Raw genomic sequence first — 945 nt, 5'->3', positions numbered from 1 at the left:
TCGGGATCTTCCTCGCGTTGGCGATCGCGTTCGTGATGATCTGGATCGCGTACAAGCCGCAGGTCCGTACGAGTGCGACGGAGCAGACCGAGCAGGCTGGCGCCGCGCTCGCGCCCAGCCCGAGCGCGACTCCGGAGACGCTGCCGAGCAGCGCCGAATCCGCGCCCGAAGCGGAGCCCGAGCAGCCGGCCTCCGAGAAGCCCGAGAACGACGGCGCCGGTGGCGGAGGCGACGGCGGTGGCGGTGGCGGGGGCGGGGAGTCCAAGAAGCCCGCGAAGAAGCCGGACGTGGTCCCCGCCATGAACGTCATGCTGCGCAACGCCACCACCCACATGTGCGCCGACATCCCCGGACGGGAGAAGGGCAAGATCAACGGGGTCGTCCAGCAGGCCAACTGCCACGAAGAGGGCGACAACGAGTACTGGAACCTCGAGGTCAAGTACGAGAACGGCGGCCCCAACGGGGTCAAGCTCTTCCAGATCCGGAACGTCACGGACCAGCTGTGCATGGACCTGGGTGAATACGGTGCCCGCCCGGAGGGAACGGGGGTCGCCGAGTTCCACTGCAACGGCACCAAGGCGGACAACCAGCTGTGGTGGATCGACAAGCAGGCGAGCGGGCACTACTGGATCCGCAACTTCGCCAGTGCCCACAAGTGCCTGAACGTGAAGGGCCAGAACGGCGGCACCGAGACTCCGCTGAACATCGCCACCTGCACCAACACCGACGACCAGGAGTGGGACATCATCCGCCCGTCGAAGGACTGATGCCGGGTCCGAAAAGTCGTACGATCAGGTACCTCGGGGCAGCAAGTGCTGCCCCGAGTGCCGCTGACGCCTGGGGAGTTGACCCGTAGCGTCGGCGTGTGAGCCTGTGGACTTCCCTGGAGCCCGCGTCCGCGACTGTGGACCCCGGCAGTAGTACGCGTGTGCGCCTGAGGGTGCG

1 protein-coding gene is annotated in these 945 nt (G+C 67.2%); it reads left to right on the top strand.

What is annotated here, in order from left to right; all coding sequences use genetic code 11:
• A partial coding sequence (locus IE258_RS40670; protein ID WP_189750820.1) for an RICIN domain-containing protein occupies positions 1 to 767 on the top strand: 767 nt, incomplete at its 5' end.
• Between the last annotated feature and the right edge of the window lie 178 nt (positions 768 to 945).

It is taken from the genome of Streptomyces tendae (assembly GCF_014650435.1).
GTDB classification, from domain to species: domain Bacteria; phylum Actinomycetota; class Actinomycetes; order Streptomycetales; family Streptomycetaceae; genus Streptomyces; species Streptomyces tendae.
This window is presented reverse-complemented; position numbering and strand designations above follow the sequence as displayed.